The organism is Streptomyces sp. NPDC036813 (assembly GCF_055609245.1).
In genome coordinates this window covers 141438-165509 of the sequence record NZ_JBVJPV010000010.1, presented here as the reverse complement: position 1 = coordinate 165509, position 24072 = coordinate 141438, and the positions used below count along the sequence as shown (strand labels likewise).

The following is a 24072-nucleotide window of genomic DNA, read 5'->3' as shown; positions in this document are numbered from 1 at the left end:
CTCTCACGCCTCCTTCGGGTCGACGGGGCCGCCGGCGGCCGGACGGGAGGAACGACGGGTGGTGCGCAGCGGCGGCTTGGCGCCCAGGCTCTTGGGGTCGAGGCCGGACCACTTGTGGCCGTCCGCGAAGAACTTCCGGCGGGCCAGGATCGTCAGCAGCGGCTTGGTGAACAGGAACACCACGACGACGTCGAGCAGGGTGGTCAGACCGAGCGTGAACGCGAAGCCCTGCACCTTGCCGACGGTCACGATGAACAGCACCGCGGCGGCGAGGAAGGAGACGAAGTCGGAGACGAGGATCGTGCGCCGGGCACGCGGCCAGCCGCGCTCCACGGCGGGACGCAGCGTGCGGCCCTCGCGGATCTCGTCGCGGACGCGTTCGAAGTAGACGATGAACGAGTCCGCGGTGATACCGATGGCGACGATGGCACCGCACACGGCCGGCAGGTTCAGCGCGAAGCCGATGGCCGGGCCGAGCAGCGACATGATCACGTAGGTGAGCGCGGCGGACACCAGCAGCGAGGCACAGGCGATCAGCGCCAGGCCGCGGTAGTACACCACCAGGTAGATCACGACCAGGGCGAGACCGATCGCGCCGGCGATCAGACCGGCCTTGAGCTGCTCACCGCCGAGCGCCGCGGTCACCGTGGTGACGCTGTCCTCCTTGAAGGTCAGCGGCAGGGCGCCGTAGGACAGCATGTTGGAGAGGCTCTGTGCCTCCTCCTGCGAGAAGTGGCCGGTGATCTCGGCGCTGCCGCCGGTCAGCGCCTCGCGGACGAACGGGTCGGAGACGACGTTGCCGTCGAGGACGATCGCGAACTGGTTCTGCGGGGTCTGCTGCTGGGCCAGCTTGCCGGTGATGTCGGCGAACTTCTTCGCGCCTTTGGAGGTGAACTCCATGGTGACGGTCCAGCCGGAGGCGTTCTGCGTGTTGAAGACGGCCTGCGCCTTCTTCACGTCGGTGCCGTCCACGCCGGCCGGGCCGAGGATGTACTTCTGCCACTGGCCGCTGGAGTTGCCGCAGGCCAGCGTGGGCTCGTCGGGCTTGGTGCCCTTGCCGGCCGCCGCGCGCTGGTCCGCCTTGGAGCAGTCCAGCGCGGCGTACTGCGCCTGGAGCTTGGAGGTGGCGTCACCGGGGGCGCTGCTCGACGGGGAGGGAGACGCCTTGGGGCTGCCGGAGCTGCTCGCGGACGGCTTGGCGTCCGCCTTCAGCGCGTCGGACACCGGGCGGCCCTGGGAGGTGGCGTTCGCGGACGGGGAGGACGAGCCCTTGCCGGTCGCCTCCGGCTTGTCCGAGGCCTTGCCGTTCGCCTTGCCGCTCGGCGACGCCGAGGGGGTGCCGGTGCCGCTCGGCGTCGGGGTTCCCGCGCCGGGGCCGGAGAGCTCGGTGGCCAGGACGGGGCGGAAGTAGAGCTTGGCGGTGGTGCCGACCTGCTGGCGCGCCTGCTCGGAGTTCGTGCCCTTGGGGATGTTGACGATGATGTTGCGGTTGCCCTGGGTCTGGACCTCGGACTCCGACACACCAAGACCGTTGACGCGGCGCTCCATGATCTCGACCGCGGTGTCCATGTTGGTCTTGTTGATCGCGGACTCCTGGCCGGCCTCGGGGACCGCCCGGAGCGTGATGCTCGTACCGCCGGCAAGGTCGATGCCCAGGCGCGGGGTGGTGTGGCCGGAGGCGAACATCCCGCCGGTGAGCGCCACGATGGCGATCAGAATCAGGGCCAGCGCGCGCCACGGCTTGCTCTGGGCGCTCGCGGTCCGGCCCTTTCTAGGTGCTGCCACCTTCTCGTACTCCCTCTCGGGCCGCCCCGCGCCGGGTCAGCGCTGCGGCGGCCATGACATGGTTGGGACCCCCTGCGAGAAGCGCACGTCGCTCAGGGCACGCGCGACGGTGGTGGCGCGTGCCCGGCAGACGCGACTACTTCGCGTCGGTGTCGCCCTCGGACTTCTTCGGCTCTTCGTCGGCCTGAGCCTTCGCCTCGGCCGCATCGGCCTTGTCCTCGGCGGCCTTGATCGCGTCGTCGCCTCGCTCGGCGGCGTCCTGCTTACCGAGGTCGATCTTGCCCTCGGAGGCGGCAGCGGCGGACTCGTCGTCTTCGGTGAGGGAGGACGCGTCGTCGGGGACGATGTCGGCGTCGGACTTCAGGTCGTGCTCGATGCCGTGGACGATGCGGTTGTACTCGTCGTCGCTCAGGACGGCACCGATCGAGTTCTTCGCGAAGAGGAGCTCGACACCGGGACCGGCGTCAAGGAGGACCGTCTCCTCGTTGACCTCCTTGACCGTCGCGTACATGCCCCCGATGGTGCGGACGCCGGAACCGGGTTGCATGTGGTTCCGCATGTCCGCGGCCTGCTGCTGCTTCTTCTTGGCGGAGCGGGTCATCAGGAACATGGCCCCGATGAGCACGATGAACGGGAGGAGGGTCACGAGACTCACGGGTCGGTACTTCCTTCACACGACCGCGATGGTGAGCGGCCTGATGGCTGGGGGTGTATGGGGGCTGCCGTCACAGGCGGCATCGGCGGAGTCTAAGCGAGTCCGCGCGCAAGGAACAACGCTCAGCATGGCACCTGGGTTCCTGACCCCGCCAATCCCTCGCCGATGTCCCTCCGTCATGCACCGTCTCCTGCTGTCATGCCCCGAACAGGCCCGGTTGTCCGTTTCCGGCCGTGGCCGAGCGGGGCGGGGTGAGACCGAGATGGGCCCAGGCGGCGGGCGTGGCGACACGTCCGCGCGGGGTGCGGGCCAGCAGGCCCTCGCGCACCAGGAAGGGTTCGGCCACCTCCTCGACCGTCTCGCGCTCCTCCCCCACCGCGACGGCGAGGGTCGACAGGCCGACGGGGCCGCCACCGAACAGCTTCAGCAGCGCCTGGAGCACCGCCCGGTCCAGGCGGTCCAGGCCCCGCGCGTCGACCTCGTAGACGGCGAGGGCGGCGGCGGCGATGTCCCGGGTGATCAGGCCGTCGGCCTTGACCTGCGCGTAGTCGCGTACGCGGCGCAGCAGCCGGTTGGCGATGCGGGGCGTGCCGCGGGAACGGCCGGCGATCTCGGCCGCGCCGGCGGGCTCGATCTCGACGTCCAGCAGGTGCGCCGAGCGGTGCACGACGCGCTCCAGCTCGTGCGGCTCGTAGAACTCCATGTGCGCGGTGAAGCCGAAGCGGTCGCGCAGCGGCGGAGGCAGCAGGCCGGCCCGGGTGGTGGCTCCGACCAGGGTGAAGGGGGGCAGCTCGAGCGGGATGGCGGTGGCGCCGGGGCCCTTGCCGACGATCACGTCGACGCGGAAGTCCTCCATGGCCATGTACAGCATCTCCTCGGCGGGCCGCGACATGCGGTGGATCTCGTCGAGGAAGAGCACCTCGCCCTCCTGCAGCGAGGACAGGATCGCGGCGAGGTCGCCGGCGTGCTGGATGGCGGGGCCGGAGGTGATGCGGATGGGGGCGCCCATCTCGGCCGCGATGATCATCGACAGGGTGGTCTTCCCGAGGCCGGGGGCGCCGGAGAGCAGCACGTGGTCGGCGGTGGCGCCGCGCGCGCGGGCGGCGCGCAGCACGAGGTCGAGTTGTTCGCGCACCTTTTCCTGGCCGATGAACTCGCCCAGGTCCTTGGGGCGCAGGGCGGCCTCGACGGCCTGGTCCTCACGGTCGGCGACAGAGCCCACCAGCCGCTCGGGGGCGGGGGTGTCGGTGGAGTCGTCCCAGTTCATGTGGTGTGCCTTCGGCTATCGGGGATGAGCGGGCGCGTGCGGTCAGCGGGCGCGGTTCAGCGTCTGCAGTGCGGCCTTCAGCAGCTGCCCCACCTGCGGCGTGCCGCCCGCGGCCTCGGCCTGGGGCGCGACGGCGGTCACCGCCTCGTCGGCCTCCCGGGTCGCGTAGCCCAGGCCGATCAGGGCCGCGTGCAGCTGGTCGCGCCAGCCCTGGGTGACCGGGGCACCGACGACGGGCGCCCCGACGGGCTCGCCGAGCCGGTCCTTCAGCTCCAGCAGCAGCTTCTGGGCACCCTTCTTGCCGATGCCGGGGACGGCGGTGAGCGCCTTCTCGTCGCCGGTGGCCACGGCGCGGCGCAGCGCGTCCGGGCTGTGCACGGCGAGCATCGCCTGGGCCAGGCGCGGTCCGACGCCGCTCGCGGTCTGCAGCAGCTCGAAGACCTGGCGCTCGTCGTCGTCGGTGAAGCCGTACAGGGTGAGGGAGTCCTCGCGGACGACGAGGGAGGTGTGCAGCTTGGCGGGCTGGCCCATGCGGAGCGTGGACAGCGTGTTCGGCGTGCACTGGACGGCCATGCCGACCCCGCCGACCTCCACCACCGCGGCGTCGGGGGCGAGCGCGGCGACCGTGCCGCTGACGAAGGCGATCATGCCGTACGGCCTTTCGATACGGGGGCGGTGTGCCGGGCGACGGCCTGCTGGAGCCGGTTCTGGGCGGGGGCGCGCCAGATGTGGCAGATGGCGAGCGCGAGGGCGTCGGCGGCGTCGGCGGGCTTGGGGGGCGCGGCGAGCCGGAGCAGCCGGGTGACCATGGCCCCGACCTGCGCCTTGTCGGCGCGGCCACTGCCGGTGACGGCGGCCTTGACCTCGCTGGGGGTGTGCAGGGCGACCGGGATGCCGCGGCGGGCGGCACACAGCATGGCGACGGCGCTGGCCTGGGCGGTGCCCATGACCGTGCGCACGTTGTGCTGGCTGAAGACGCGTTCCACGGCGACGAATTCCGGCCGGTGCTCGTCCAGCCACTGCTCGATGCCCTGCTCGACGGCGAGCAGCCGGTGGCTGAGATCGGCGTCCGCGGGAGTGCGGACGACTCCGACACCGACCATCGTGAGCGGGCGGCCCGCGACCCCCTCGACCACGCCGACACCGCACCGGGTCAGTCCGGGGTCCACCCCCAGTACGCGCACCGCGCCCCTCCCTCGGATCCCTCGATCACCTGTTTGTGCAGGCTATCGGGTCCCACTGACAATGACGGCGGGCCGGTGGGACGTGTCCCACCGGCCCGCCGACATTCCGCGTGTTTCAGCGGAGCGTCACGCGTCGACCTTCTCCATGATCTCGTCGCTGACGTCGAAGTTGGCGAAGACGTTCTGCACGTCGTCGCTGTCCTCGAGCGCGTCGATCAGCTTGAAGATCTTCTTGGCGCCCTCCTCGTCCAGCTCGACCTGCATGGTCGGGACGAAGTTGGCCTCGGCGGAGTCGTAGTCGATGCCGGCGTCCTGCAGCGCGGTGCGCACGGCGACCAGGTCGGTGGCCTCGCTGATGACCTCGAAGGTCTCACCGAGGTCGTTGACCTCTTCGGCACCGGCGTCCAGGACGGCGTCGAGGACGTCGTCCTCGGTCAGCTCGCCCTTGGGGACGATCACGACACCCTTGCGGTTGAACAGGTACGACACCGAGCCCGGGTCGGCCATGGAACCGCCGTTGCGGGTCATGGCGACGCGGACCTCGGAGGCGGCGCGGTTGCGGTTGTCGGTGAGGCACTCGATGAGCACCGCGACACCGTTGGGGCCGTAACCCTCGTACATGATCGTCTCGTAGTCGGCGCCGCCGGCCTCCAGGCCCGCGCCGCGCTTGACCGCGGAGTCGATGTTCTTGTTCGGGACCGACGACTTCTTCGCCTTCTGGATGGCGTCGTACAGCGTCGGGTTGCCCTCGGGGTCCGCGCCGCCCATGCGCGCCGCGACCTCGATGTTCTTGATCAGCTTCGCGAAGAGCTTGCCGCGCTTGGCATCGATCACGGCCTTCTTGTGCTTCGTCGTGGCCCATTTAGAGTGGCCGGACATCTGCCTGTCTCCTTCGCGTAACCAATCTCTGTACGAACGCCTGGAATCCTACAAGGACTACGGCGTCCCGTTCGCGCGCACCATGTCGACGAACAGGGAGTGCACGCGGTGGTCGCCGGTCAGTTCCGGGTGGAACGAGGTGGCGAGGGCGTTGCCCTGACGCACGGCGACGATGTGGCCCTCGTGCTCGGCGAGCACCTCGGCGCCGGCGCCGACGGACTCCACCCAGGGGGCGCGGATGAAGACACCCTCCACGGGCGCGCCCTCGACACCCCGGACGTCGACCGACGCCTCGAAGGACTCGTTCTGGCGGCCGAAGGCGTTGCGGCGCACGATCATGTCGATGCCGCCGATCGTCTCCTGACCCGAGCGCGGGTCGAGGATCTTGTCGGCGAGCATGATCATGCCGGCGCAGGTGCCGTAGACGGGCATGCCGTCACGCACGCGTGCGCGCAGGGGCTCCATCAGTCCGAACAGGACGGCCAGCTTGGAGATGGTGGTGGACTCGCCGCCGGGGAGGACGAGACCGTCGACCTCGGCGAGCTCTTCGGGGCGCCGCACCGGCCTGGCCACGGCGTCCGCCGCGGCCAGGGCGATGAGGTGCTCCCGTACGTCGCCCTGGAGAGCCAGGACGCCGATGACAGGAGTGTTCATGAGTCGCTTACCTGTAGTGGCGTACCGGGTGCTTACCAGCCGCGGTTGGCGTAGCGCTCGGTCTCGGGGAGGGTGTCGCAGTTGATGCCGACCATGGCCTCGCCGAGGTTGCGGGACGCGTCCGCGATGATCTTCGGGTCGTCGTAGAAGGTGGTGGCCTTCACGATGGCGGCGGCGCGCTTGGCCGGGTCGCCGGACTTGAAGATGCCGGAGCCGACGAACACGCCCTCGGCGCCGAGCTGACGCATCAGGGCCGCGTCGGCCGGGGTGGCGACGCCACCGGCGGAGAAGAGGACCACCGGGAGCTTGCCCAGCTCGGCGACCTCCCTGACCAGCTCGTACGGGGCGCGCAGCTCCTTGGCGGCGGCGTACAGCTCGTTGTTGTCGAAGCCGCGCAGCTTGGCGATCTCGTTCTTGATCTGGCGCAGGTGGCGGACGGCCTCGACGACGTTGCCGGTGCCGGCCTCGCCCTTGGAGCGGATCATCGCGGCGCCCTCGGCGATACGGCGCAGGGCCTCGCCCAGGTTGGTGGCACCACAGACGAAGGGGGTGGTGAAGGCCCACTTGTCGGAGTGGTTGACCTCGTCGGCCGGGGTGAGGACCTCGGACTCGTCGATGTAGTCGACGCCGAGGGACTGCAGGACCTGGGCCTCGACGAAGTGGCCGATACGGGACTTGGCCATGACCGGGATGGAGACGGCGTCGATGATGCCCTCGATCATGTCCGGGTCGGACATACGGGCCACGCCGCCGTCCTTGCGGATGTCGGCCGGGACCCGCTCGAGGGCCATGACCGCGACGGCCCCCGCGTCCTCGGCGATCTTCGCCTGCTCCGGCGTGACGACGTCCATGATCACGCCGCCCTTGAGCTGCTCGGCCATGCCGCGCTTCACGCGGGCGGTACCGGTCTCGGGAGCCTGGTTCTCGGTGCTGGACACGGGTGACCTCACTGAAGGAAAAGAGGGGGTTACTGCAGCACTGAGGAAACGTGACCGGACCAGTCCACTGCAAGGGCCAATGAAAACCCGGTGGCTTCTTTTGGCCGGAACCGGCCTGTCCGGAACCGACTGCGAGGGGTGCGGGAGGCTGCGCACCGTGCCTGTGCGCAGGCCGGGGCCACCCGGGGTCAGGCGGAGCGGTCCGCCACGGGTGCGGGGCCACGCGCCGGGCCCTTGCGCGGGCCGGGCCGCCCGGGGTCAGGCAGAGCGGCCCCCCCACGCGGGCGGGGCACCGCGCGCCGCGTCCGTGCGCGGCCCGGGCCCCCCGGCATCAGGCGGAGCGGTCCGCCCCGGGGGCGGGGCGCCGCGTGCCGGACCTGTGCGCGGGCCGGGCCGCCCGGGGTCATGCGGAACAGTCCCCCACGGGGGCGGGGCCGCGTGCCGGCCCGTGCACGGGCCAGGGCCGCCCTGGTCGGGCGGAGCGGTCCCCCACCGGTGCGGGGCACGTGCCTGTGCAGGGGCCGGGCCGCCCCGGGTCGGGCGGAGCGGTCCGCCAACGGGGCGGGGCGCCGCGTGCCCTGCCCGTGTGCAGGCCAGAGCCGCACGGCGCGGGCGGGGTGAGCCAGGACTTCCCGCCGGCCCAGCTGTACGCCGCCCGAGATCGGGCGGAGCAGTCCCCCCACGGGTGCGAGGCGCAGCGCGCCGGGCCCGCGCGGGCCCGGCCCCCCGGGATCAGGCGGACGGGTCCGCCGACGGGGCTGAGCGCCGCGTGCCCTGCCGCGTGCGCAGGCGGGGCCGACCGAGATCGGGCGGAGCAGTCCCCCACGGGGGCGGCACCGCGCGCCCTGCCCGTGCACGCGCCGAGCTGCCCGAGATCAGGCGGAGCGGTCCGCCAGCGGTGCGGGGGGCTCGTCGTCCATTTCGAAGGCCATCGGGAACGAGGCGTGGCCCGCGAGGCGGAACCAGCGGACCTTGCGGTGCTCGCGCAGCCGGCGGGCGGCGCCGACCGCGTCGTTGTGGAAGCGGCGGGCCATCGGGACGCGGCGCACGGCCTCCGTCAGCTCGTGGGCCGCCTCCTCTCCCCCGGGCGCCACGCGGACCGCCTCCAGCTGCTCCCGTTCCGCGAACACAGCGCGCAGCGCCTGGCTCAGCTCGCTCTCGGCGACCTCACGCTGCTCCTCCTCGGCCTGCCGGGCCGCGTGCGCGGCCTCGTACAGCACGATCGACGCGGCCGGGTCCAGCACGCCCGAGGTCGCGACCTCCTGTGCCACCGAGGCCCGCCGCAACAGCTGTGCGTCCAGGGCGGCGCGGGCGGCGTCGATCCGCGCGTGCAGCCGGTCCAGCCGCCCCGCCGTCCAGCTCAGATACAGGCCGATCGCGACGAGGACGACGAGGGTCCAGATGAGGGTTGCGGTCACGGGCGGCCACCTTACCGGCGCGGCACCGGCGAACGTCCGGCCCGTACAGCCTCTTCGGCGTCACCGCCTGCGGCACGCACCGCCGGGTCTTCCTCACCGCGCCGGGAAGGGGACCCACCCCGCCAAGACGCTCTCAGTCCCGCGCCAGGCCCCACCGGGCCCACCGCCCCGTGGGCCCCGTGTCCTCCGCGGCCACCGCGGCAGCGCCGGCCGTGACGGTCTCGTACACCGACAGGATGTCCGCGCCGACCGTGGACCAGTCGAAGCGGCGGACGTGGGCGCTGCCGCGCTCGCCGAGTTCCGCCAGGCGCGCCGGGTCCTCCAGGAGCCGCAGCGCCGCCTCGGCGAGCGCGTCGGCGTCCTCGTTGGCGAACAGCTCGCCCGCCTTGCCCTGGTCGAGAACCTGGGCGAAGGCGTCGAGGTCGGAGGCGAGCACGGGCGCGCCGGCGGACATCGCCTCGACCAGGATGATCCCGAAGCTCTCGCCGCCGGTGTTGGGGGCGACGTAGAGGTCGACGGAGCGCAGGAAGCGGGCTTTGTCCTCGTCGCTGACCATGCCGAGGAACTCCACGCGGGAGCGCAGCTCGGCCGGCAGCGAGGCCACCGCCTCCTCCTCGTCGCCGCGCCCGGCGACCAGCAGCCGGGTCTGCGGCCGGGCGGCGAGGATCTTCGGCAGGGCCCTCATCAGCACCGGCAGGCCCTTGCGGGGCTCGTCGATACGCCCTATGAAGCCGATGGTGTCGCCCTGCCACGCGGGGTTGGGCTCGGCCTTGGCGAAGAAGTCGACGTCCACGCCGTTCGGGATGACGACGGCGTCCCCGCCGAGGTGCTCGACCAGCGTGCGCCGCGCGTACTCGCTGACCGCGATCCGCGCGCTGATCTTCTCCAGCGCGGCCTGCAGGATGGCGTACGCGGCGATCATCGCCTTGGAGCGCGGGTTGGAGGTGTGGAAGGTGGCGACCATCGGCCCGCGCGCCGCCCAGCAGGTCAGCAGGCCCAGCGACGGCGAGGTCGGCTCGTGGATGTGCACGACGTCGAACGCCCCGTCGTGCAGCCAGCGCCGCACCCGCGCGGCGGACAGGAAGCCGAAGTTGAGCCGGGCGACGGAGCCGTTGTAGGGCACCGGCACGGCACGGCCCGCGGAGACGACGTACGGCGGCAGGGGCGTGTCGTCGTCGGCCGGGGCGAGCACGGACACCTCGTGGCCGAGCCGGATGAAGTACTCGGCGAGGTCCCGGATGTGGAACTGGACGCCGCCGGGCACGTCCCAGGAGTACGGGCAGACGATGCCGATCCTCACGCGGTCCCCTTCGACGGATCGTCCGACGGATCCTTCAGCGGTCCCTTCGACGCGTCGAGGTCGGCGAGCCACAACCGCTGCAGCATGTGCCAGTCCTCCGGATGGTCGGCGATCCCCGTGGCGAAGGCATCCGCCAGCGCCTGTGTCATGGAGGACGTCTTCTCGGCGCGCGTACCTGACTCGGGAACGTCGATCGGGGGATGCACCCGGCCCTGCATGACCGGGGAGTCGTCGTACCAGAGGGTGACCGGCAGCAGCAGGGCACCGGTCTGCTGGGCCAGCAGGGCCGGTCCGGCGGGCATGCGGGCCGTGTCGCCGAAGAAGTCGACCTCCACCCCGGAGGAGGACAGGTCGCGGTCGGCGACCAGGCAGACGAGGCCGCCGTCGCGCAGCCGCCGGGCGAGCGTGCCGAAGGCGGAGCCGCCGCTGTGCGGCAGGACCTCCATGCCGAGGCCCTCGCGGTAGGCGACGAAACGGTCGTACAGCGTCTCGGGCTTCAGGCGTTCGGCGACGGTGGTGAAGGGGATGCCGAGCTTGGTGGTGACCCAGGCGCCGGCCAGGTCCCAGTTGGCCAGGTGCGGCAGCGCGAGTATGACGCCCTTGCCGGCGGCCATGCCCTCGGTGAGGTAGTGCAGGTCCTTGGGGTCGAAGCCCGCCTTGATGCGCTCGGTGCTCCAGGCGGGCAGCCGGAAGGACTCCATCCAGTAGCGCAGGTAGGAGCGCATGCCCGCGCGGGACAGCTCGGCGAGCCGTTCGGGGCCCGCACCGGGCACCACGCGCGCGTAGTTGGACTCCAGCCGCTCGACGCCTTTGCCGCGCTGTTTCCAGGCGAGGTCGGCGATCGTCCGCCCGAGGCGCACCGCGGCCGGCTCGGGGAGTTTCTTCACGGTGCCCCAGCCGAGGCCGTACAGGGCGTCGGTCAGCCGCTCCTGGGCGCTCACTTCGCGGTCTCCCTCCCCTGCGGCTCCCCCGGTGCAGCGGCGGCCGCGGCCTCCGCCTCCGCCGACTCGCGGCGCACGGTGACGACCCGCTGGATCAGCGTGACCAGGCTGCCGACGGCGACGATCCACAACGCGACGGGCAGCAGGTACTGGATGCCGGGCACCCCGAACTTGTGCAGGCCCGCGAAACCGGCCGCGACCAGAGAGATCACCAGCCGCTCGGCCCGCTCGACGAGCCCGTTGACGGCGACGGGCAGCCCGATCGACTCGCCGCGCGCCTTGGTGTACGACACCACCTGGCCGCTGGCCAGGCAGAAGATCGACACCGCGCACAGCACATTGTCGTTGCCGTGCCCGGCGTACCAGAGCGCGAAGCCGCCGAAGATGGCGCCGTCGGCGACCCGGTCGAGGGTGGAGTCCAGGAACGCGCCCCAGCGGCTGGAGCGGCCCAGCTGGCGGGCCATGTTGCCGTCGACCAGGTCGGAGAAGACGAACAGCGTGATCACGACCGTGCCCCAGAAGAACTCGCCCCGGGGGTAGAAGACCAGCGCTCCGGCGATCACTCCGGCGGTGCCGATCAGCGTGACCGTGTCGGGGCTGACCCCCCGGCGGATGAGAAACGCGGCGAACGGCGTGAGAACACGCGTGAAGAAAGCACGCGCGTACTTGTTCAGCATGGCCTTCCCGACTGGTCGGTGTCGCCGTGCGGCCCCTGCTGGCCACCGGCTGGCCCATCGTAGCCACGCGCGCGTGCGGCCGAGGGCCGGGCACCCGCAGCCGTGTCACATCGACAGCCCTCGGACACCGGCGCGCTCGCGTCCCTCGTATGGACGCGGCGTTACGGGAGTGGAAAGCTCGAAGGACGCGGGCGTCGCCGGAGCCGCCCACACGCGGCCTCCCGCGTGTCCGCGCCCACAGTGACCTCACCGTGCACGGGAGGCAGGATCATGGGCGACAAGGCACAATCCCACCCCGGAGCCGCCGGCAGGGCTACGGCGGCCGACCACCCCGCGTCCATTCGGAATGTGGTGCTGGTCGGCCACTCCGGTTCGGGCAAGACGACTCTGGTGGAGGCTCTCGCGCTGACCGCGGGAGCGGTGAACCGGGCGGGCCGCGTGGAGGACGGCGGCACCGTCTCCGACCACGACGACATCGAGCACCGCCAGCAGCGCTCGGTGCAGCTGTCCCTGGTGCCCGTCGAATGGGACGGCATCAAGATCAACCTGCTGGACACCCCGGGATACGCCGACTTCGTCGGAGAACTGCGGGCCGGTCTGCGCGCGGCGGACGCGGCCCTCTTCGTCGTCTCGGCCTCGGACGGGGTGGACGGCTCGACCCGCATGGTGTGGGACGAGTGCGCGGCCGTCGGCATGCCGCGCGCGATCGTCGTCACGCACCTGGAGGCGGCCCGCGCGGACTTCGAGGAGATGACCCGGATCTGCGCCGAGGCGTTCGGCGGCGACGACCCCGACGCCGTGCTGCCTCTGTACCTCCCGCTGCACGGCGCGCAGGGGCCCGACGGGCACGCGCCCGTGACCGGTCTGGTCGGGCTGCTCACGCAGAAGCTGTTCGACTACTCCTCCGGCGAGCGCAAGGAGTCGGAGCCCGGCGAGGACCAGCTGCCGGACCTCACCGAGGCCCGCAACCGGCTGATCGAGGGGATCATCGCCGAGAGCGAGGACGAGACCCTCATGGACCGCTATCTCGGCGGCGAGCAGGTCGAACTGAAGACGCTGATCCAGGACCTGGAGCGGGCCGTGGCACGCGGCACGTTCTTCCCCGTCCTGGCCGCCGCCCCGGCCGCCGAGGGCGCCAAGCAGGGCATCGGCACGGTGGAGCTGCTGGAGCTGATCACCGGCGGGTTCCCCACCCCGTTCGAGCACCCCACGCCCGCGGTGACGACCATCGACGGCGCGCCGCGCGAGCTGAAGCCGTGCGACATCGAAGGGCCGCTGGTCGCCGAGGTCGTCAAGACCTCCTCCGACCCCTACGTCGGCCGGATCTCCCTGGTCCGCGTGTTCTCCGGCTCCCTGCGCCCCGACCAGACCGTCCACGTCTCCGGGCACGGCCTGGCCGACCGCGGCCACGAGGACCACGACGTCGACGAGAAGATCGGCGCCCTGTCCACCCCGTTCGGCAAGCAGCAGCGGCCGGTGACGCACGCCGTCGCGGGCGACCTGGTGTGCGTGGCGAGACTCAGCCGCGCCGAGACCGGGGACACTCTCTCCGCCAAGGACGACCCGCTGCTGATGGAGCCCTGGCAGATGCCGGACCCGCTGCTGCCGCTGGCCATCCAGGCGCACAGCAAGGCCGACGAGGACAAGCTGTCCCAGGGCCTGGCCCGGCTGGTCGCCGAGGACCCGACGATGCGCCTGGAGCAGAACCAGGACACCCACCAGGTGGTGCTGTGGTGTCTGGGCGAGGCGCACGCCGACGTCGCGCTGGAGCGGCTGCGCACCCGCTACGGCGTCCAGGTCGACGTCGTACCGCACAAGGTGTCGTTGCGGGAGACCTTCGCGAACAAGTCGGCCGGGCGCGGCCGGCACGTGAAGCAGTCCGGCGGGCACGGGCAGTACGCCATCTGCGAGATCGAGGTGGAACCGCTGCCGGGCGGCTCGGGCGTCGAGTTCGTCGACAAGGTGGTCGGCGGGGCCGTGCCACGGCAGTTCATCCCGTCGGTCGAGAAAGGCGTGCGGGCCCAGGCGGCCAAGGGCGTCGCGGCCGGGCACCCGCTCATCGACGTGCGGGTGACCCTCCTCGACGGCAAGGCGCACTCGGTGGACTCCTCCGACGCCGCCTTCCAGACCGCGGGCGCGCTCGCCCTGCGGGAAGCCGCGGCCGACGCGAAGATCCATCTGCTGGAGCCGGTGGCCGAGGTGTCCGTGCTGGTCGGCGACGACTACGTCGGTGCCGTGATGAGCGACCTGTCCGGCCGGCGCGGGCGAGTCCTGGGCACCGAGCAGACCAGCGGCGGGCGCACGCTCGTACGGGCCGAGGTGCCGGAGATCGAGATCGGCCGGTACGCCATCGATCTGCGGTCGATGACCCACGGCACCGCGCGCTTCGACCGACGCTACGTGCGGCACGAGCCGATGCCGGCGCAGGTCGCCGAGCGGATCCGGGAACAGGAGCGCGCGGCGTCGTAGTTGTCGCCCTCCCGCGCACAACCGGCGTGCGTGCGGAGCTCTTCCGGCTCGGCGGGCGGCTCCTTGGGCCGTCCGCCGACGGATGTCGGTGCGTGCGGATACGCTGATGACCTGATCAACAGGTGTGCGCAGGACGCAAGTCGGGAAGGCCGCAGAAGCGAGCAATGCGGCGACCGGGGGTGGGGATGAGCGTGAACGGCGGTTACGCGGACTTCTTCGGGCCACAGGTGCCGCGCACCGGCGACGAGGGCCAGACGGCGACGTTCGCGCTGGCCTCCGCGGCCTACCGGGACAACCCGATGGAGGAGATCAAGAAGGCCGACAACGAGTGGCACCAGTCGGAGGTGAAACCCGGCAAGCTCGCGTTGTTCCGGCCGAACCTGGGCGAGGCGTTCGCCCGCGCGGTCGTGGACCGCATGATCGGTGAGGACCGCAAGCCGCTCATCCAGTCCTTCGGCGCCGAACCGCAGGCCGTCGTCGAGCACTGCCTGGCGGCGAACAACATCCGCCGGGACCGCGACAACCGGCTGACCGCCGCGATCGTGCTGTGCGGGCTGCTCTTCCTGCCGGGATTCCTGGTCTGGCTGCTGGTCTTCCAGATCCGCACCACCATCGACAAGACCGACAACAGACGCGCCTCGGCGCTGGCGACCACCCTGCTCGTCGCCGTGGCCGCGCTCGCCGTGGTCTTTCTGCTCCGCATGCCGTTCAGCGGCTTCTGGGGCTGGTACGCGCGCGCCGCCGTGGTGATGCCGGTGGTCGGCTGGTTCTGGGCCCGGCGGATCTGCGAGCGCACCGCCGCGGACCTCAGGGAGCGCTGGAACAGCCTGCTGTCGGGCAGCAGCGTCGGCGCCAAGGTGCCCGAGGCGGTGCCCACCGGCCCCCGTGAGACCGCGGCCGAGCAGCTGCGCCAGTCCCTGGCCCGGCTCGGCGCCGAGCAGCAGTCGAACTCCGTCTTCTACGCCGGCCCCAAGGGCATCCTCGGCATGGGCACCCGCTGGGGCTCCTGGCAGCTCGCCGAGGAGCTGGTGCCCGCCGACCCCGGCCGGGAGATCCACCCCTTCCGCAGCTGGGACGTGATCCGCGCGATCCACGACCAGCTGCGCATGCTGGAGCGCGGTCCGCTGAACACCGGCGGCTTCCCCGCCCCGTCGATACGGCACTGGATCGTCACGCCGATCGGTGAGAACGCCAAGGAAGTGGCCCGCCCGTCGGGCACGGACGTCGAGGCGTACCAGGTCAAGTCGCACGCGATACAGGACATCTGCAACAAGCAGCAGTTCGGCGCGGGTGACCGGCACTACCTGGGCGTGCAGTGGACGCTGTGGGACGGCCAGCTGGTGATCACCATGCTGATCACGGTGACGGTACTGCACGCGACGCTGCGCATCGAGGTCACCGGGCACGCGCTGGGGCCGGTGAACCCGCTGTTCACGACGAAGCCCGAGGCGCCGACCAAGGAGGTCGCGAAGTCCTTCAAGCCGTGGGAGACGCGCAAGATCAATCTCCCCCTGGTCACCACCAACGAGGTCGTCCGGCTCGCGGTGCGGGCGCCGCTGACCTGGTATCCCCCGGCGCTGAAGTGGCTGGGCGGCACGATCGGCCTGCCGGAGCCGTTCGGTCTGCGGCACGCGTGGGCCGACCAGCCGTGGCGGCACCGCTTCATGGCGGACGACGCGCTGCGGGCGGCCACGCCGGTCCTGCGCGTGGTGCACGCGGCGGCGATCAAGGTGCTGGAGGAGAACGGCGTCGACACGGAGAAGTTCGGCACCCGCTCGGCCTTCCTCAGCACCGCCGTCCAGGACGTATCACCGAAGAAGGCCGACGTCTACGACGCGTGAGCGGTGCCCCCGGGCACGACGGGGGCGCCTGCCGGCACTTCAGGAGGGCCAGGCCTCCGCGAGCATCTTCCTCGTGTCGGCAAGGAGCTGCGGCAGCACCTTCGTGTGGCCGACGACCGGCATGAAGTTCGTGTCGCCGCCCCAGCGGGGGACGATGTGCTGGTGCAGGTGGGCCGCGATGCCCGCGCCGGCCACCGACCCCTGGTTCATGCCGATGTTGAAGCCGTGCGCGCCGGAGGCGGTACGCAGCGCGGTCATGGCCTGCTTGGTGAGCTCCGCCAGCTCGGCGGTCTCCGCCTCCGTGAGGTCGGTGTAGTCGGCGACGTGGCGGTACGGCACGGTCATCAGATGGCCGCCGTTGTACGGGTACAGGTTGAGCACCGCGTACACCTGCCGGCCGCGCCGGACGATCAGCCCGTCCTCGTCGGACTTGGCCGGGAGTGAGCAGAAGGGGCAGCCGTCCTCGGCCCCCGGGCCGGTGGGCTTGTTCTCGCCCTGGATGTAGGCCATCCGGTGGGGCGTCCACAGGCGCTGGAACGCGTCCTGCGTCCCCACTCCGATCTGCTGCTCCGGCTCACTCGTCATGCGTGCAGCATATGGCGTCCACCCGGGTGACAGGGCAAGGCCCCCGGCGCGATCGAGTCACCGGGGGCCTGCTCACAGCGGGGTCAGATCTGTGCCCGCTCCTCGACCACCTTCACGATCTTCGCGATCGCCTCGTCGAACGGGATCCCGTTCTCCTGGGAGCCGTCGCGGTAGCGGAAGGACACGGTGTCGTGACCCATGTCCTCGTCGCCCGCGATGACCATGAACGGCACCTTCTGCTTCTGGGCGTTGCGGATCTTCTTCTGCATGCGGTCGGAGGAGGAGTCCACCTCGACCCGCAGCCCCTTCTCCTTCGCGGCCTCGGCCCAGCGCTGCAGGTACTCGACGTGGGCGTCGCCGATCGGGATGCCGACGGCCTGCACCGGCGCGAGCCACGCCGGGAAGGCGCCCGCGTAGTGCTCAAGGAGCACGCCGAAGAACCGCTCGATGGAGCCGAACAGCGCGCGGTGGATCATCACCGGCTGCTGGCGGGAGCCGTCCGCGGAGGTGTACTCCAGGCCGAACCGCTTGGGCTGGTTGAAGTCGACCTGGATGGTCGACATCTGCCAGGAGCGGCCGATGGCGTCCTTGGCCTGCACGGAGATCTTCGGGCCGTAGTAGGCGGCACCGCCCGGGTCCGGGACCAGCGGCAGGTTCTGCTTCTCGGCGGCCTGGCGGAGAGCCTCGGTGGCCTCCGCCCAGTCCTCGTCCGTACCGATGAACTTGTCGGAGTCGTCGCGGGTGGACAGCTCCAGCTCGAACTCGGTCAGGCCGTAGTCGCGCAGCAGGTCCAGCACGAACGTCAGGAGCGTGTCCAGCTCCTGCGGCATCTGCTCCTTGGTGCAGTAGATGTGCGAGTCGTCCTGGGTGAAGCCGCGCGAGCGGGTCAGGCCGTGCACGACGCCCGACTTCTCGTACCGGTACACGGTCCCGAACTCGAAGAGACGCAGCGGCAGTTCACGGTAGGAACGCCCGCGCGACTTGAAGATCAGGTTGTGCATCGGGCAGTTCATCGCCTTGAGGCGGTAGTTCTGCTCGTCGAACTCGATGGCCGGGAACATGCCGTCGGCGTAGTGCGGCAGGTGGCCGGAGATCTCGAACAGCCGCTCCTTGGAGATGTGCGGGGTGTTCACGAACTCGTAGCCGGAGACCTCGTGCCGCTTGCGCGAGTAGGTCTCCATCTCCTTGCGGATCACGCCGCCCTTGGGGTGGAACACCGCGAGGCCGGGGCCGAGCTCCTCCGGGAAGGAGAACAGGTCCAGCTCCGCGCCGAGCTTGCGGTGATCACGCTTCTCGGCCTCGGCGAGGAAGTCCAGGTACTGCTTCAGCTCGTCCTTGGTCGGCCAGGCGGTGCCGTAGATGCGCTGGAGCTGCGGGTTCTTCTCGCTGCCGCGCCAGTAGGCGGCGGCCGAGCGCATCAGCTTGAACGCCGGGATGATCCGGGTGGTGGGCAGGTGGGGACCGCGGCAGAGGTCCTTCCAGCACAGTTCACCGGTCTTGGCGTCGAGGTTGTCGTAGATCGTCAGCTCGCCGCCGCCGACCTCGGCGTCGGCACCCTCGGCGGCCTGGGCGGCATTGCCCTTGAGACCGATCAGCTCCAGCTTGTACGGCTCGCCGGCCAGCTCCTCGCGGGCGTCCTCGTCGGTGGTGACGCGACGGGAGAAGCGCTGGCCGCGCTTGATGATCTCCTGCATCTTCTTCTCGATGCGCTTGAGATCGTCGGGGTGGAACGGCTCGGCGACATCGAAGTCGTAGTAGAAGCCGTCGCGGATGGGCGGGCCGATGCCGAGCTTGGCCTCGGGGAAGATCTCCTGCACGGCCTGCGCCATGACGTGCGCGGTGGAGTGGCGCAGGATGTTGAGACCGTCCTCGGAGGAGATCTCGACGCCTTCGACGGTCTCGCCGTCCTTGACCTCGTAGGCGAGGTCCCTGAGCTCACCGCCGACACGGGCGGCCACGATCGAGCGCTCGCCGGCGAAGAGGTCGGCGGCCGTAGTGCCCGTCGTCACCACGCGTTCTTCCCGCTCGGAATCGCGCTGGATGATCACACGGACGTCTGACACCGGTCTCTCCTGACTGAAGGTGGGGATGCGGCGCCATACCCGAGCGCACGCACGAGTAAGGATCGTACCGACCGGATGCCTCCGGAGGCGAAACCGGTGCCTGGGCCGTCCAGGGTGGGCTCGTGACCCAAGGTGAGCGCAGCCGGCCCAGGGGCGCGAGGAACTGCGCGACCAGCCACGACGTACCGGCAGCCGAACGACGGGCCCACTCCGCTCAATCCCCGCCGCACGCCTCCTCGAAGAAGTCCAGGTTCTCCTGGAGCGACTTGATCAGCCGGTCCCGCTCCGCCTCGTCCACCTCGACGGGCACCACCCCGGAGACCCCCGTCAGCCGGCGGAAGCCGCCCCGGCTCTCCAGCCGTCCGTGGACGCGCACCGGCAGCCCGACGAGATGCGCGTGACCGGCGATGCGGTAGTCCTCCTCGTCCAGGGTCAGCCGCACGTGCGGAACGTCCGCGCCGGCGAGCACACGCAGCCGTATCGTCCCCTCGCCGCGCGGGGCTGCGCGGCGCATCCGCACCACCGTCCCCGTCAGCACGACCGGCACCGCGGGCTCGGCGTGCAGATAGCGCGCACCGGCCTCCCGCAGCACCGTCAGGTCCCCCGGCGAGAACTCCACCGGCTCGCCGTCCGCGGCGCAGCCGTCCGGGACCCCCGCCCCCGGTGCCCACTGCACCGCGACCCGCGCCCCCTCCGTCCCCTCCACGAGCGCGATCAGCGCCTCGGTGAGCTCCCGGCTCACCCCTGCCTGCACCGCGCCGTCGAACGCGTCCATGGCGCCGGTGGCGCGCTGGTAGTCGACGGCCTCCCGCGCCGCGTACAGCGCCTGCTGCAACCGCACGGCCAGCGGGCGCGCGGAGGCGACCGGCACGAACGCGGTCAGGCGGGCGCCGTCGCCGCCCGTCCCGACCAGCACCTGGTCCAGCAGCGCCGCGGCCGGCCGGCGGTGCCGGGCTCCGTGGTACCCGGCCCGTGCCCGGGTGGCCAGCGCCGCGGCGAGCAGCATCCGCCGGGCGGCACCGCGCAGCCGCTCGTCGGCGCTCCAGGCCGCGCTGCCCGCCGGCCCGCCGGGCGGCGCGTCCCGCCACCAGCGGATCTCGTCGCTCGGCACGGCGAGCGAGACGAGCACCTCGCGCGCCGACGGCGTACCGCTGCGGGCGAGGGCGTCGAGCGCCTCGCCGAGCAGGTCGTCGCTGTCGGGGAAGACACGGCTGACCGGCACGAGCAGGCTGGTGCCGGCCGCGCCCGGCCCGGGCGGTGTCCAGCGGCCGTAGCGGCCGGGGGCGCCGCCGCGGCGCTGCCAGCCGTGCCGGTGCAGCAGGGCGGCGAGGACGGCCGGGTCGACGTCACCGGGCGCGGGCGGCCGCGCCGGGAAGATCTCGGGGTGAGCCCGCGGGGCGTCCGGCAGTGGGCGGTGGGTCATGGTCTGCCTCCCGTCCCGACCCGCGTCATGATCTCGCACAGCGCCCGGTCGTCGAAGATGCGTGAGGTCGGGATCCGCACGGTGGTGCGGTTCCGCCCGGTGATCGGGTGCCCGGCGAGGTTGACCCAGTAGCAGCAGTGCCGCAGGTCGAGCCGGTCGTGGCCGGCGCGCAGCCACTGGTCCCGCGATCGCGGGACGATCATGACGACGAGGATCTTGTGCACGGAGACCGGCGTGCGGGCGAGCTTGCGCAGGTGGTCGTTGTCGAGCGTGAAGGAGAAGGAGCGGCCCGGCGGATGGGGCGCGACCTGGTACGTGGCCTTGAGCTGCACCTTGATGGTGACCTCGTCGTCCACGGTGTGGCCGGGCGAGCCATGGCTGACGTGCCAGTCGATGCCGTTGTCCGGGAAGGGCTGGGACAGCGAGCACCCCGCGGCCGCCGCGACCGCGTGCAGATAGCCCACCTGCAGTGTCTCCATGCAGGCGGTGGTGGCCAGTGAGCCGCGAAGAGGGCCCGTGCGATCGGGCAGCAGCCCGCCCCGCTCGGGCTGCGCTATCGCCATGGCGAACAGCCTTCCACGCAAAGTGATACCCCGCTGCGGGCCGCTGAACTGCAAAGACCCGTACTCCTGTTGTCTCCTTCCGGCGTACGGCGCAAACAGCCCGGGTATCACCGGAACGGGCAGAGGACGGTGCGTCAACTGCCGATGGTGAACGAGGGGTTGTTGGGTATGGCGTGCTGGTACGAGGGGCCCCTGGCCGCCTTCGACACGGAGACCACGGGCGTCGACGTGGAGACCGACCGGATCGTGTCGGCCTCCCTCGTCGTCCAGGACGGTCCGGGCTACCGGCCGCGGGTGAGCCGCTGGCTGGTCAACCCGGGCGTGCCGGTGCCCGGGGAGGCGACGGCGGTGCACGGGCTGACGGAGGATCACCTGCAGCGCAACGGCCGCTGGCCGGCGCCGGTGATGTACGAGATAGCCGAGCAACTGGCCGAACAGGCGCTGGCCCGCCGCCCGCTGGTGGTGATGAACGCGCCGTTCGACCTGACGCTGCTGGACCGTGAGCTGCGTCGGCACCGGGCCTCCAGCCTGGACCGGTGGTTCGAGCGGGCCCCGCTGCTCGTGCTGGACCCACGGGTGCTGGACAAACATCTGGACCGCTACCGCAAGGGCCGCCGCACGCTGACCGACCTGTGCGCGCACTACGGCGTCACGCTGGACGAGGCGCACGACGCGGCGGCGGACGCGCTGGCGGCGCTGGAGGTCGTCCGGGCCCTGGGCCGCCGGTTCGCCGCGCGGCTGGAGCGGCTGACCCCCGCCGAGCTGCATACTCTGCAGGCGACCTGGCACGCGGCACAGGCCCGCGGCCTGCAGGCGTGGTTCGCGCGCAGCGGTTCGGAGGAGGAAGTGGACCCGGCGTGGCCGCTGCGCCCGGAGCTGCCGGCGGCGGCGTAGGGCGTCACCGTCTCCGCGACGTCACCAGGAGCCTCCGCCGCCGCCTCCGGCCCCGCCGCCGACCCCGCCGTCGGAGCCGGTGAAGCCGCCGCCGGAGCCGGAGGAGCCCGCGCTGCCGCCCGAGGACGACAGGCCGCTCGTGACGGTCACCGCGGCGGTCATGCCCAGGGCCATCGCGGTGCCGTACCGGACGGTCACGGTGGAGCGGGCGCGCACAGCCGAGGTGGAGGCGGCGACCGCCCGCTCCCAGGCGGACTCCACGCCCAGCGCCACCGCCCACGCCGTGTACAGCTCGGTGCGGTCCTCGTCGGGGGGCGGGCCGGGCGGGTCGGCCAAGTAGCGCCGGAAGGCCTCCGTCCGCAGCCACAGGGCGGTGCCCCGGGGGCTGCGGGCCTTCAGCTCCCAGGCGCGCGCCAGTAGTGCCACGCCGAGGCCCGCCACAGCCGCGCCCACCGCGAGCACCGGCCCGCCGGCCATGCTGCGGTGGCCGCCCAGGACGGCTCCGACCGCGGCGAGGACGAACCCGGCCGGGCCGGCGACGAGACCGGTCCACCATGCTCGGTCCGAGCGGCGCTCGGCGGCCCGGTCCCACAGGTCGCTCTCCGCCTGCCAGCGGGACAACGAGCCCTCGAGCGCGAACAGCGCTTCGCGGACGTGGAGGTCACGCACTCCCAGAGTGACCTCACCACCGCGTTCGAACAGCCTCTCCAGCACGGGTCCGGCGATCGCATCCCGCGGTGGCTCGTCGGAGTCGGCCCGTTTCAGAGTGGGCATCCGATCGGGCCCCTCGATGGTGAGATGGCCGTCGAGCGCCGCGGTGAGCAGCCAGGCGGCCTGGTGCCGGCTGTCGACCTTCTCCGCGAGCAGGATCCCGCCCTGCGCCGGAGTGAGCCCTTCCGGAGGGGTGATCACCGGGGTGACCGAGGCGGCAAACCGTTCGATCTCGACGCGCCGGTACCTGCCGGAGGGTCCGCCGTCCCTCTCGTCCGCCACCCGGTCACGGCCGGCGAGCCGCAGCGCCGCCACCGTCACCGTCGCGCAGGCCAATGCGACGCCCACCGCGAACAGAGTCGCCCACAGCGGCCGTTGGACCGTCGTGCCGACGGCCTTGCCCGTGGGCGGTGCGGGTGGTGGCGTCACCGCCCCGGACACCTTCGTCCCGGTGGTGGCGTACAGCGTGAGGCCCTCGCCGCCCCGGAGTTCTCCGGCCCTGACGACCAGGCGGCCCGGCCCGGTGTGCTCCGCCGCGCAGGGCTTTCGGGAGTCCCAGGTGCCGTGCACACAACGGGTGCCGGTGAGTTCGTACGGGGCCACGACATGGATCTCCACGTCGGCGCGGTCGGCCTTCCAGCCCGTGCCGGCCGCGTCCCAGGAGAGCTTCCCGCCCTTCACGACGTCCGGGATCGTGTACTGCAGGCGATAACGGTGCAGGCCGGTGACCGTGCGCTCGGGATCGCCCACCTTGATCCGGTCGGCCAGTTCCTCTTTGCCGTTCTCGTCCCGGTAGTCGTCGCCGTACGTGAGCTCGTACGGGACCCTCACCCCGTCCATGGTGGCGAGGACGGGGTGCTCCGCGTCATCGGGAAGTTCCGGCAGGTCGCGGTAGATGCCGTGCCGTGCGGTGAACCCGAACCCCAGGTCGTAGTCGATCACCTCGGTGATGCGGGCGCTGCCGTCCGTGGCGATCTCCGCGCGCACCCACATCGTGGTGACGCGCTCCTCGTTCCCCGCCTCCCGGGCGAGCCCCACGATGACACCGAGGGCCAGCAGTGCGACGAAGACACCGATCAGTCCGCGAATTCTCCGCCGCCGGACCGGACTTCTCGTCCCGGAGCCTCTGCCGCTCACCCCGTCGTTCACATCGCCCCCCCAAGGCCCAACGCAAAAAGAGCCGGTCCGCCTTGGCGGACCGGCTCCTTCCCGGTGGGCGATACTGGGTTCGAACCAGTGACCTCTTCGGTGTGAACGAAGCGCTCTCCCACTGAGCTAATCGCCCGGGAACGCACTGAACAATACAGGGACCGGCGGGCTTCCTTCAAACCGCTTCGAGATACGTGACGAGTCCGCGCCGTCCGGCCCGCATCATCAGCCCGTGGTTGGCGCTGAACAGCGGTCGTCCGGGCACGGCCAGCCGCCGCAGCAGCGGCTTGCACACATCGACGACCTGCTCGTAGCGGGCCAGGGTGCCGGGGCCGCCTGCTGCGACGGTCCAGCGCGCCCAGCCCTCGACGTCGCCGGAGAAAGCGCTGTGCAGGACGCCGGCCGCAGGGTCGCGGCGCACCTCACGCGCGGTGACGGTGAGGGCGTACGGCAGCAGGGAGCGGATCGTGATCACGGCCGCCGTGTCGTCGAGCCGGGTCACCGTGCGCACCTGGGGCCACCAGCGGGGGTAGTCCTCGACCCGTTCCAGCACGGGGTAGACAGTGGCCGGCGGGACGGGCACGGGCCACACGCTGAGGAAGCGATAGTGCGTCCAGTTCATACGCCCACTCTGCCCGCCCCGGCCTGAGTACGTTCCTGAGTACGCGCGCTCATG

General features: G+C 71.7%; 21 protein-coding genes and 1 tRNA gene. 3 read left to right on the top strand and 19 right to left on the bottom strand.

Annotated features, from left to right (window positions below; genetic code table 11):
• Positions 1-3: 3 nt before the first annotated feature.
• The 12 genes from secD to pgsA all read right to left on the bottom strand — a co-directional run bounded on the left by secD (position 4) and on the right by pgsA (position 11698).
• Complete coding sequence (gene secD, locus ACZ67Q_RS21865) at positions 4-1785, bottom strand: protein translocase subunit SecD (protein ID WP_471184566.1); 1782 nt, start codon at positions 1783-1785, stop codon at positions 4-6.
• 136 nt (positions 1786-1921) lie between these two features.
• Positions 1922-2440, bottom strand: coding sequence for a preprotein translocase subunit YajC (yajC, locus tag ACZ67Q_RS21860; RefSeq protein WP_471184563.1), 519 nt, complete (start codon positions 2438-2440; stop codon positions 1922-1924).
• A 196-nt stretch (positions 2441-2636) separates the two neighbouring features.
• On the bottom strand, positions 2637-3707 hold the full coding sequence (ruvB, locus tag ACZ67Q_RS21855; protein ID WP_471184560.1) for a Holliday junction branch migration DNA helicase RuvB: 1071 nt from the start codon (positions 3705-3707) through the stop codon (positions 2637-2639).
• Positions 3708-3749: 42 nt separating this feature from the next.
• On the bottom strand, positions 3750-4355 hold the full coding sequence (gene ruvA / locus ACZ67Q_RS21850; protein WP_471184558.1) for a Holliday junction branch migration protein RuvA: 606 nt from the start codon (positions 4353-4355) through the stop codon (positions 3750-3752).
• On the bottom strand, positions 4352-4891 hold the full coding sequence (gene ruvC, locus ACZ67Q_RS21845) for a crossover junction endodeoxyribonuclease RuvC (RefSeq protein ID WP_361635152.1): 540 nt from the start codon (positions 4889-4891) through the stop codon (positions 4352-4354). The genes ruvA and ruvC overlap by 4 nt, the downstream gene beginning before the upstream one ends.
• A 126-nt stretch (positions 4892-5017) precedes the next feature.
• Positions 5018-5770, bottom strand: coding sequence for a YebC/PmpR family DNA-binding transcriptional regulator (locus ACZ67Q_RS21840; RefSeq protein WP_471184556.1), 753 nt, complete (start codon positions 5768-5770; stop codon positions 5018-5020).
• Between the two features lie 57 nt (positions 5771-5827).
• On the bottom strand, positions 5828-6424 hold the full coding sequence (pdxT, locus tag ACZ67Q_RS21835; RefSeq protein ID WP_471184553.1) for a pyridoxal 5'-phosphate synthase glutaminase subunit PdxT: 597 nt from the start codon (positions 6422-6424) through the stop codon (positions 5828-5830).
• 32 nt (positions 6425-6456) lie between these two features.
• Entirely contained in the window at positions 6457-7362 is a 906-nt protein-coding gene (gene pdxS / locus ACZ67Q_RS21830) for a pyridoxal 5'-phosphate synthase lyase subunit PdxS (protein ID WP_361638911.1), read from the bottom strand.
• Positions 7363-8237: 875 nt separating this feature from the next.
• Positions 8238-8780, bottom strand: coding sequence for a LemA family protein (locus ACZ67Q_RS21825; protein ID WP_471184550.1), 543 nt, complete (start codon positions 8778-8780; stop codon positions 8238-8240).
• A gap of 133 nt (positions 8781-8913) precedes the next feature.
• The gene (locus ACZ67Q_RS21820) at positions 8914-10080 is read right to left on the bottom strand and encodes a glycosyltransferase family 4 protein (RefSeq protein ID WP_471184547.1); all 1167 of its coding nucleotides are present in this window, start codon (positions 10078-10080) and stop codon (positions 8914-8916) included.
• Positions 10077-11021, bottom strand: coding sequence for a phosphatidylinositol mannoside acyltransferase (locus tag ACZ67Q_RS21815; RefSeq protein WP_471184545.1), 945 nt, complete (start codon positions 11019-11021; stop codon positions 10077-10079). The genes ACZ67Q_RS21820 and ACZ67Q_RS21815 overlap by 4 nt, the downstream gene beginning before the upstream one ends.
• Positions 11018-11698, bottom strand: a complete 681-nt coding sequence (gene pgsA / locus ACZ67Q_RS21810) for a phosphatidylinositol phosphate synthase (RefSeq protein ID WP_471184542.1) — start codon at positions 11696-11698, stop codon at positions 11018-11020. The genes ACZ67Q_RS21815 and pgsA overlap by 4 nt, the downstream gene beginning before the upstream one ends.
• 270 nt (positions 11699-11968) lie before the next feature.
• On the opposite strand from pgsA, the gene ACZ67Q_RS21805 reads away from it, so the two are divergent.
• Together ACZ67Q_RS21805 and ACZ67Q_RS21800 are read left to right on the top strand one after the other, a co-directional pair.
• Positions 11969-14167: an elongation factor G-like protein EF-G2 gene (locus tag ACZ67Q_RS21805; RefSeq protein ID WP_471184540.1), complete on the top strand. Its 2199-nt coding sequence runs from the start codon at positions 11969-11971 to the stop codon at positions 14165-14167.
• Positions 14168-14352: 185 nt separating this feature from the next.
• Entirely contained in the window at positions 14353-16008 is a 1656-nt protein-coding gene (locus ACZ67Q_RS21800) for a hypothetical protein (protein WP_471184537.1), read from the top strand.
• A 39-nt stretch (positions 16009-16047) separates the two neighbouring features.
• On the opposite strand, the gene ACZ67Q_RS21795 is transcribed toward ACZ67Q_RS21800, so the two are convergent.
• The 4 genes from ACZ67Q_RS21795 to ACZ67Q_RS21780 form a co-directional block, all read right to left on the bottom strand.
• Positions 16048-16593 carry an HIT family protein gene (locus ACZ67Q_RS21795; RefSeq protein WP_471184534.1) on the bottom strand — a complete coding sequence of 182 codons (546 nt, stop codon included), beginning with the start codon at positions 16591-16593 and terminating at the stop codon, positions 16048-16050.
• An 83-nt stretch (positions 16594-16676) separates the two neighbouring features.
• On the bottom strand, positions 16677-18656 hold the full coding sequence (gene thrS / locus ACZ67Q_RS21790; protein ID WP_471184531.1) for a threonine--tRNA ligase: 1980 nt from the start codon (positions 18654-18656) through the stop codon (positions 16677-16679).
• Positions 18657-18870: 214 nt separating this feature from the next.
• Positions 18871-20079 carry a hypothetical protein gene (locus ACZ67Q_RS21785; protein WP_471184529.1) on the bottom strand — a complete coding sequence of 403 codons (1209 nt, stop codon included), beginning with the start codon at positions 20077-20079 and terminating at the stop codon, positions 18871-18873.
• On the bottom strand, positions 20076-20642 hold the full coding sequence (locus ACZ67Q_RS21780) for a DUF4365 domain-containing protein (RefSeq protein WP_471184526.1): 567 nt from the start codon (positions 20640-20642) through the stop codon (positions 20076-20078). Before ACZ67Q_RS21780 ends, ACZ67Q_RS21785 begins: the two co-directional genes overlap by 4 nt.
• 168 nt (positions 20643-20810) lie before the next feature.
• On the opposite strand from ACZ67Q_RS21780, the gene ACZ67Q_RS21775 reads away from it, so the two are divergent.
• Positions 20811-21536: an exonuclease domain-containing protein gene (locus tag ACZ67Q_RS21775; protein WP_471184523.1), complete on the top strand. Its 726-nt coding sequence runs from the start codon at positions 20811-20813 to the stop codon at positions 21534-21536.
• A 21-nt stretch (positions 21537-21557) separates the two neighbouring features.
• Here the strand turns inward: ACZ67Q_RS21775 and ACZ67Q_RS21770 are convergent, their stop codons facing one another.
• The 3 genes from ACZ67Q_RS21770 to ACZ67Q_RS21760 form a co-directional block, all read right to left on the bottom strand.
• Positions 21558-23384, bottom strand: a complete 1827-nt coding sequence (locus ACZ67Q_RS21770) for a DUF2207 domain-containing protein (RefSeq protein ID WP_471184521.1) — start codon at positions 23382-23384, stop codon at positions 21558-21560.
• Positions 23385-23460: 76 nt separating this feature from the next.
• Positions 23461-23532: transfer RNA gene (locus tag ACZ67Q_RS21765), tRNA-Val, on the bottom strand.
• 39 nt (positions 23533-23571) lie between these two features.
• The gene (locus ACZ67Q_RS21760; protein WP_471184518.1) at positions 23572-24018 is read right to left on the bottom strand and encodes an SRPBCC family protein; all 447 of its coding nucleotides are present in this window, start codon (positions 24016-24018) and stop codon (positions 23572-23574) included.
• Positions 24019-24072: the final 54 nt, after the last annotated feature.

Coding starts and splice junctions, on each gene's coding strand:
- ACZ67Q_RS21775 (WP_471184523.1), top strand. CDS start 20,811: ATGGCGTGCTGGTACGAGGGGCCCCTGGCCGCCTTCGACACGGAGACC.
- pdxT (WP_471184553.1), bottom strand. CDS start 6,424: ATGAACACTCCTGTCATCGGCGTCCTGGCTCTCCAGGGCGACGTACGG.
- ruvA (WP_471184558.1), bottom strand. CDS start 4,355: ATGATCGCCTTCGTCAGCGGCACGGTCGCCGCGCTCGCCCCCGACGCC.
- ruvB (WP_471184560.1), bottom strand. CDS start 3,707: ATGAACTGGGACGACTCCACCGACACCCCCGCCCCCGAGCGGCTGGTG.
- ACZ67Q_RS21780 (WP_471184526.1), bottom strand. CDS start 20,642: ATGGCGATAGCGCAGCCCGAGCGGGGCGGGCTGCTGCCCGATCGCACG.
- ACZ67Q_RS21800 (WP_471184537.1), top strand. CDS start 14,353: ATGAGCGTGAACGGCGGTTACGCGGACTTCTTCGGGCCACAGGTGCCG.
- ACZ67Q_RS21785 (WP_471184529.1), bottom strand. CDS start 20,079: ATGACCCACCGCCCACTGCCGGACGCCCCGCGGGCTCACCCCGAGATC.
- ACZ67Q_RS21840 (WP_471184556.1), bottom strand. CDS start 5,770: ATGTCCGGCCACTCTAAATGGGCCACGACGAAGCACAAGAAGGCCGTG.
- ACZ67Q_RS21760 (WP_471184518.1), bottom strand. CDS start 24,018: ATGAACTGGACGCACTATCGCTTCCTCAGCGTGTGGCCCGTGCCCGTC.
- ACZ67Q_RS21805 (WP_471184540.1), top strand. CDS start 11,969: ATGGGCGACAAGGCACAATCCCACCCCGGAGCCGCCGGCAGGGCTACG.
- pgsA (WP_471184542.1), bottom strand. CDS start 11,698: ATGCTGAACAAGTACGCGCGTGCTTTCTTCACGCGTGTTCTCACGCCG.
- ACZ67Q_RS21795 (WP_471184534.1), bottom strand. CDS start 16,593: ATGACGAGTGAGCCGGAGCAGCAGATCGGAGTGGGGACGCAGGACGCG.